The organism is Borreliella californiensis (assembly GCF_014205885.1).
GTDB classification, from domain to species: Bacteria; Spirochaetota; Spirochaetia; order Borreliales; family Borreliaceae; genus Borreliella; species Borreliella californiensis.
The window spans coordinates 1-7,130 of record NZ_JACHFB010000012.1 but is presented as its reverse complement, the minus strand read 5'-3'; the positions used below and the strand labels follow the sequence as shown (position 1 = coordinate 7,130).

The window sequence follows — 7,130 nt, the reverse complement described above, 5'->3', positions numbered from 1 at the left end:
AAAATTGATAATGTAGAGAAGAATTTACAAAAGGATATATCTAATTTAGATATCAAAATAGATAATGTAGAAAAGAATTTAAATCTAAAAATAGACAGTTTAGATACTAAGATAGATACTGTAGAGAAGAATTTAAATGCTAAAATAGACAATGTTGAAAAGAATTTAAATGCTAAAATAGACAATGTAGAAAAGAATTTAATGTCTCTTTCAGAAATGCTTAAATGGGTATTGGGAATTATGGGGGCAATGTCTATAACAATGATAGCAGGGCTAATATTTGCCTTCATTTCTAAATAGTAAACATTATTAATAAAAAAACGGAGTAACAATGAAAATCATCAACATATTATTTTGTTTATTTTTGATCATGCTAAACGGCTGTAATTCTAATGATACTAATACTAGCCAAACAAAAAGCCGGGTAAAACGTGATTTAACCCCAAAAGAAGTACCACAAGAAAAACCAAAATCTCAAGAAGAACTACTTAGAGAAAAGCTAACTGAAGCCCAAAAAACACAACTTGACTGGTTAAAAACTGCTTTAACTGATGCTGGAGAATTTGATACATTTTTACAACATGATGAATCTAAAATAAAATCTGCACTTGACCATATAAAAAAAGAACTTGACAAATGTATTGGCGATCAGGCTAATGAACAAAAAACTACTTTCAAGCAAATAGTTCAAGGAGCCCTTAAAGGAGGCATAGATGGCTTTGGAACAAACAATGCAGTTAGTACTTGCGGTAATTCCTAATATAGAGTAGCCCCCAAATAGGGGGCTTTAATATTGCTATACTGCAAACATATAATTAAATTGTCTTTCTTTTTTTTAACATGCAAAAGAATTTTAATACTTTTGTTTTATAAACGTCTCGATTATCAGACATAAATACTTTAAGCTTATTTAGATCATCAAATCTATTGGTTTTACTGAAATAATCTTTCATAAGACTTACCCAATATTCTACACTCTTAAGCTTGGGATTTTCATCAAGAAGATTATTTAAAGCATCATCATTATCTGTACATAATGCCCGAATAAGAGCATTTATATTATTTTTTTCGTCACTTTCACTTAACCAATTTTTTATATTAAACAATGCGTCTCTAAAAATTTCATAGCAATAAAATTTGTCAGTTTTCGACTTTTTATCAAAATCTTTTATTTGGTTTTGCTTAATATCTCTTTTCTGGTTTTGAATAGTGTTATTTTTTTGAATTTGATTAATCTCTTGTTTTTGTTCTCTTTTTTGTTCTTGCTTTTGATTAACACTAGCTCGTTTACTAGTCATAGAATTTTCATTTTCATAATTATTGTAAATAGGTGCTGCATCGGTATCCATTTCGCTTCTTATGCAAAGATGACCTACTAAAGCGTACCTTTTGAAATAAGTAATAGCTGATCCAGCAAATTGTGGCAATGTATTTACATTTTTAGAGCTGTTTTCATTGTTCCATTGCAAATTTTATGTAAGAATTGCCCTTTGCAAAAATTATGGTGTGTTGGTAGCATTGTCTTCATTTTTCTTGTTTTTCTTTTCCTTTTTCTTATCTGCCCCATTCCACCAATCTTTAATTCCCTGAACAAGCCGGCTAACAAGGCTTCCTATGTCGAGAAGCGTTTTAATGCCGTCAATTATGGGATCAATAATATGTGTTTTAATCGTAAAGCCTTCAAAGTACTTAGTTATCTTTTTAATGAAGTTAAGTATTGGGTCCAAAACAGTAGTGGTCAAATTTTGAAGAGTTTGCTCAGCTGAGGCCAAATTACTTTGAAGACTCTCAGCAGTATTGGCGTGTTTTGTAAGGCCAAAAGATTCAAAATCCGTAAACATTTCCATCATCTTGGTAATTCTGGACTCTAGATCTACTTGAGCTCCGCTTTGCCAGGCCATTTTGGCATCTTCTATGTATTTGTCGCCAACACCTGACTTTTTAGTAGATCAAAAAGCTCACTTCCATCACCCCCAAGGACACTATTAACAGCTTTTACAGCATCTTCACTGCTCATAGCACCACTGGATTTAAGCATAGCTATAGCTGCAAATTTTACTGCGTTTTTCAAATTAGCTTCATTTAACATATCTAAGTCTCTTAAAGTACCCTTAAATGCACTTGCTTGATTTAAGAACTCTTCTTTTTCTAAGTCGCACTCAAAACCTTTCATTCCATCAAGAATTCCCTTAGTCTTTTTGGCTTTATTTCCCATAATCATATCTCGTTCGTTAGTCGTAAAAAATGCACTGTTGAGAAGTTGTGTTCTTTTCGTTTTGGTGTCTTCTTCAACCGCTTTTTTAGCAAATCCTAAGAGTCCCCCCCCCAACTTTACTCATAGCGTTGCTAATGATATTCCCTAGGGCACTACCTATTGCAATTTTGGCAACAAGTCCTTTTCCTTGAGAGGCTGCTATCATTTTACTTTTTGCTTTTGATTCTTTTGCAAGCTCTTTATACTCAAGGCGTCTTTTGTCTCTATCAGACATTAAAGATCTTCTGAAAGCCTCTTTTCTAGCTTTCTCAAAACCCATGCCTTGTTTTACAAGCTTTTTAGTTTGTGGTAAGCCTATATTTCTCAACACGCTCTCTTAAGCTTTCAAATTTAGATTGTCTGCTTAATTCTTTTTTCTTGTCCGACAAATTATTTTTTACAATATCTTTAGTGCTACCCAAACTAGATTTTTTAGGTTTAAGATATTTTTCCATTTTGGAAATATCTTGTTCGATAGCCTTTTTTGTTGCTGCATGATCAAGAATACCTTTAAATTTAATGGTGAATTTGTCGCTCATTAAGCCCTCACTTGCCTAGAATTAACTCATACAATTCTTTTTCTAATTTAATCTCAGCAAGTCTATTGACCTCTAAAAGCTCGTCATAAGGCAATTTTTTAACCGAGTCGTATGAGCAAATATTCATAATTACTGGAAAATAATATTTATCGTTTTTTATCTCGTCAAGCAAGTTAAAATACTTTTTTCTAGTCTCATTAAGACTTGCAATAGCTTTATCAATGTCTTTATTTCTTTTGCTCATTTAGCAACCAGTTCATTAGAATTTGATGTAATTGATGAAAGCGAAGTGGCTACTTTTTCATAATCAAAATTTTCATTGATATGGTCAAAAGTAACAAAATCACCAACATTATTTTCATACTCACTCAAATATACTAAAGCGGGTTTTTTTAGATCATTGTCTATAAATCCTAATTCTAAATTAGCCCGCTCTACATCTAATTCTCCCCTAATTTTCCTAGCTTTGATTTCTGATCTAAAAGCTTGTGACAAAAGATGTTCAAAAGTATCTTCACTAATTGTTACTCTAGATCCCTCATTAACAGAAGTTTCTCCTTTTTCCCATTTTTGCCTTATCCTCCATACATTTACTCTAGAAACTCCTAGTCTCTCTGCTATTTCTATATCACTTAATGAGCCCTCGCTAAAATATGCAACATAATCATCAAAAGACCTTTTACCTTTTTTCAAAAAAATTTCTCCTAAATTAACAAAATTAACAAATTGTTACTCTAAATAGTAAAGCAATTTATTAATTGTTAACATAAACGGTAAATTTCTTTATACCTATTAACTCTTGATCTATATTTCAAATGTTCATTAAATTTAAATACGTAAAAATATAATTTACTTATATTAAATGATTTTAGATAAGTATGTTTTATTTTAAAAAGGAGCGTAAAATCATGTCAAAAGCTGTTGACGAAATATATTGCCATTCTTGTGGCAAACCAATTAAAAAAGAAGCTGAAATTTGTATTGCTTGTGGAGTTAAAAATAAACAAGTTAAAAAATCTTATAACAAATTAATAGCAGCATTATTATGCTTATTTTTTGGTTATTTAGGGGCACATAGATTTTATGTGGGAAAAATGGGAACTGGTATTACGTTTTTATGTATAATTCTTTTATCTCCTTTTTTTTATCTATTTACCCTGGGTTTGGGACTAATAATTATTCTACCCGTATTAGCAATACTGGAAATTATTGTTTTTATTGATTTTATAAGAATATTAATAAATAAATTTTAAAAAGGATTTTAAATGACAAAAAAAACAATGTTTGCAATGTTAATAACATTGATGACAATTATTTTAAACTGCAAATCAAATAATGGCAACAACAAAAATAATAATGAAGAAATATTAGGAGATAGTAAATTTTTTACAAATGAAAAAGAAAATAATGAAAAATACTCTTGGATTGCAACAAAATCAGAAGAAAGACCCGAAAATTGGCTAAATGAAAATCATGCACTCATGCGTTTAATTAATAGTAACCGGGGAATTTTTTATTATTTTGATTTTAATAACATTACCACTAAACATGATATTGGTTTCTATGATATATATGATATAAGATCAAATAAAATTAAAATTAAATATACCTTCGATAATGAAAAAGAATCTGAACTAACAATTGGAATATCTGAATGCAGAATTACCCCTAAAGAACTTAAACAAAGCAACATAGCATGTTATTCAGCAGCTAATTTATATAATCATAGTTATATTTTTACTAGTCTTATGATTCCTCCGTCTAAATCAGAAGATTTTTCAAAAAAAGTACTAACTTCTAAAACCCTTAAAATAGCTTTTGAAATTTTTAAAGAACCAATAGCATTTAATCTTGAAAATCATAAAAAATTATATGAAAAATATCAAAAACATTTCATAAAAGAAGACAATAGCAGCAAAACAAAAAACACTAGCATAAAAATCGATAAAAATTAACGGGACATATAAAATACTTTAACAATTAGCAATACAAATAATAGCACAAGAAGACCCCCCGTCTTGTGCTATTATAATTTATATTTTTAAAACCATTTTTTCTATTCTTCTTTATTATTTAACTTTTTAAGCTCTTCATTAATATTTTTAAGTGCATCATCTATAACTTTATTTGAAAAATCATCAGTATTGGTACCATCATTAGCAGAATAATTTCCATTTACACCCAATCCTTTTGCATACTTTAAAGCTTCTCGTCCAATATTACCCTGTTTTTTAACTTTCTCAGTATCATTTGTTCCAGTTGCAGATTCAACTTGTCTTTTAAACTCTTCAAATTTCTTTTTAGCCTCTTCTAGAACTTTCTTTCTATCTTCTTCTTTATCTTTAAAATTGTTTTCAAGCCCTTTTAATTCTTGTGCTTGTACTTGTAATTTTTGGCCTATTCTTTCAAGACCTTTCTCTTTTAATCCTAGATCTTCAAAAACACCTTGAGTCACCTGCTCTTCAGCTTGTACTTGTGGTCCATCGGCTTGCATTAATTCTTCTTCAACTTTTGAATAAGCTTCTGATCCAAGCTTTTTTAAACCGCCAACCAACTCTTCCTTTTTTGTATCCAAAAATCCTTCAACTTGTTCTTTTAAATTTTGTTTTAAATCTTCACCACTTGCATAATTCTTGCAAGAAATTATCAAAACAAGAACTACACAAATAATAAATATTTTCATTTTTTTATTCATAATCCGCTCCATAAGCCTTAAGTCTAAAGCAACCCCTAATAAATACAATTTTTCAAAGATTTAAATATATAATTTTGTTACATTTCAAATTACATATTAACAAAACGCAAATGTAATTTTAATCAACTCCCCAAAATCTCTCCATTGCAAATGCACCACTCATTACAAAAGACTACAAAACACATACAAACTAAATCTCAAAGTCTTTGCCATAAGTCAGCTAAAGTATATAGTCTTTCTTAGCTGCACCCCCCAGAAAACGACTCTTCTGTTTATCAAGGCCACTCTACAACCCAAATTTCGCTTGCAATAAGAACCCATAAAATTTGACTAAAATTTTTAGTTTTTGGTAAAATATAATTTGTAATTTTTATCTATTTTTATTACTTTTACTTAATTTAAAAGTAACACCTAGAAGGAGCTTGTCTTATGGACATTAATAATTATTTTAATTTAAATAATTACAATATTGATTCTATACTCAAACTAATACAAGAGTATCAAAAAGTAGTAAATGAAAACAAAATTCTTAAAAATTCTCTAAAAATTTCTTCTACTCCTACTAAAAAAGCTTCAAAACCAACTCCTAAGTTTTATTTGACCCCAAAAGCTACGAAAATAATTGAAAAATGCGTAAAAACATTAAAAAAAATTGACCCAATTTCTGGTTGGTTTTTACATATACTGGCAATAAGTGGGTGCAGGGGCGCTGAAATTAAAAAAGTAAAAATGCAAGATATTACTCCCCTATTAAACAAAACTGGAGAAACTTTTTACAATATAAAAGTAAATATTGCTAAAAAAAGAAATGTCACTTGTACTAGAGAAATTGTTATCAAATCTGATGAGTTTCAGGCTATTCAATCCGCTCACGAAAATCATTTCTAAGAAAAAAATCTTGATACACGACGTACTTATCTTTTCCAAAAAACCAAACATAAATTTAAAGATAATCAAATTGATATTATCAATATTTCTAGAAAATTTAAAAATCTTCTTAAAAAATCAGGATTTCGTGCAAATAAATCACTCCATTTATTTAGAAATTTATTTATTTCAAATTTAAAATCTAATGGCTATAACTCATTCCAAATTAAAAGAACTTATAAAATATTCTTCAACTTCCGAAATTGACAATATCTATGGACTCTCTGCTGCAAACAAAATTTAAGCTTATGAAAGTATTAAAAATACCCTTAAACTTTAGTAAAACTACTTTAGTTTAAATATACGCTTTGAAGTTACTTTAAATACTTTCCCACGAGGTTTTAAATCAAGTGAATCATATAATATTTCTTTATTTTTTGTTGCTATAAAGTGATATCCATTAACCTTGTCGATTTTAACTTCACTTATTTCAAATTCATTAGCGGCACCCAAATAATTTAAAGATTCATATCTTACGCTACTTCTAATTCCATAGTAATTAAGTATCATACATGGATTTTTAATAAAACAATTACTCTTAATGTATCCAAGTCCTATAAATCTGTAATACGCTGCATTTATATCATAAGCATTAAATTCAAGGTTCTTGAATACACTTGTATAGTAATGCAGGCACAAAAAGTAACAACCCCATTTTTGTATTTCTGGTCGTAAAACTTTATTACTTTGTTTTATTTTATTAATAAGCATTGTC

At 29.0% G+C, this 7,130-nt stretch carries 7 protein-coding genes and 4 pseudogenes; 5 read left to right on the top strand and 6 right to left on the bottom strand.

Going from position 1 to position 7,130, the window contains the following annotated elements; genetic code table 11:
- Together HNP67_RS06365 and HNP67_RS06360 are read left to right on the top strand one after the other, a co-directional pair.
- Positions 1-300 (top strand): annotated as a pseudogene (locus HNP67_RS06365) (Bdr family repetitive protein); the annotation flags it as partial.
- A 31-nt stretch (positions 301-331) separates the two neighbouring features.
- Entirely contained in the window at positions 332-760 is a 429-nt protein-coding gene (locus tag HNP67_RS06360; RefSeq protein WP_184125672.1) for an Mlp family lipoprotein, read from the top strand.
- A gap of 36 nt (positions 761-796) precedes the next feature.
- Here HNP67_RS06360 and HNP67_RS06355 read toward each other — a convergent pair.
- From HNP67_RS06355 to HNP67_RS06340, 4 genes and pseudogenes are all read right to left on the bottom strand, one after another.
- Positions 797-1,469 (bottom strand): annotated as a pseudogene (locus HNP67_RS06355) (ERF family protein); the annotation flags it as partial.
- A gap of 30 nt (positions 1,470-1,499) precedes the next feature.
- Positions 1,500-2,793: pseudogene (locus tag HNP67_RS06350) on the bottom strand (DUF759 family protein).
- Positions 2,794-2,800: 7 nt separating this feature from the next.
- The gene (locus tag HNP67_RS06345; RefSeq protein ID WP_184125670.1) at positions 2,801-3,037 is read right to left on the bottom strand and encodes a DUF1322 family protein; all 237 of its coding nucleotides are present in this window, start codon (positions 3,035-3,037) and stop codon (positions 2,801-2,803) included.
- Positions 3,034-3,486 carry a DUF1473 family protein gene (locus tag HNP67_RS06340; protein WP_184125668.1) on the bottom strand — a complete coding sequence of 151 codons (453 nt, stop codon included), beginning with the start codon at positions 3,484-3,486 and terminating at the stop codon, positions 3,034-3,036. Before HNP67_RS06340 ends, HNP67_RS06345 begins: the two co-directional genes overlap by 4 nt.
- Before the next feature lie 215 nt (positions 3,487-3,701).
- Here HNP67_RS06340 and HNP67_RS06335 point away from each other — a divergent pair, with 215 nt between their 5' ends.
- Entirely contained in the window at positions 3,702-4,046 is a 345-nt protein-coding gene (locus HNP67_RS06335) for a TM2 domain-containing protein (RefSeq protein WP_184125676.1), read from the top strand.
- Between the two features lie 12 nt (positions 4,047-4,058).
- Positions 4,059-4,748 carry a hypothetical protein gene (locus HNP67_RS06330; RefSeq protein ID WP_184125667.1) on the top strand — a complete coding sequence of 230 codons (690 nt, stop codon included), beginning with the start codon at positions 4,059-4,061 and terminating at the stop codon, positions 4,746-4,748.
- Between the two features lie 101 nt (positions 4,749-4,849).
- Here the strand turns inward: HNP67_RS06330 and HNP67_RS06325 are convergent, their stop codons facing one another.
- The gene (locus tag HNP67_RS06325; RefSeq protein ID WP_184125665.1) at positions 4,850-5,488 is read right to left on the bottom strand and encodes an outer surface protein ErpG; all 639 of its coding nucleotides are present in this window, start codon (positions 5,486-5,488) and stop codon (positions 4,850-4,852) included.
- A 429-nt stretch (positions 5,489-5,917) separates the two neighbouring features.
- Between HNP67_RS06325 and HNP67_RS06320 the strand changes: the two are divergent.
- A pseudogene (locus tag HNP67_RS06320) lies at positions 5,918-6,659 on the top strand (tyrosine-type recombinase/integrase).
- Positions 6,660-6,700: 41 nt separating this feature from the next.
- On the opposite strand, the gene HNP67_RS06315 reads toward HNP67_RS06320, so the two are convergent.
- Complete coding sequence (locus HNP67_RS06315; RefSeq protein WP_184125674.1) at positions 6,701-7,126, bottom strand: DUF261 domain-containing protein; 426 nt, start codon at positions 7,124-7,126, stop codon at positions 6,701-6,703.
- Between the last annotated feature and the right edge of the window lie 4 nt (positions 7,127-7,130).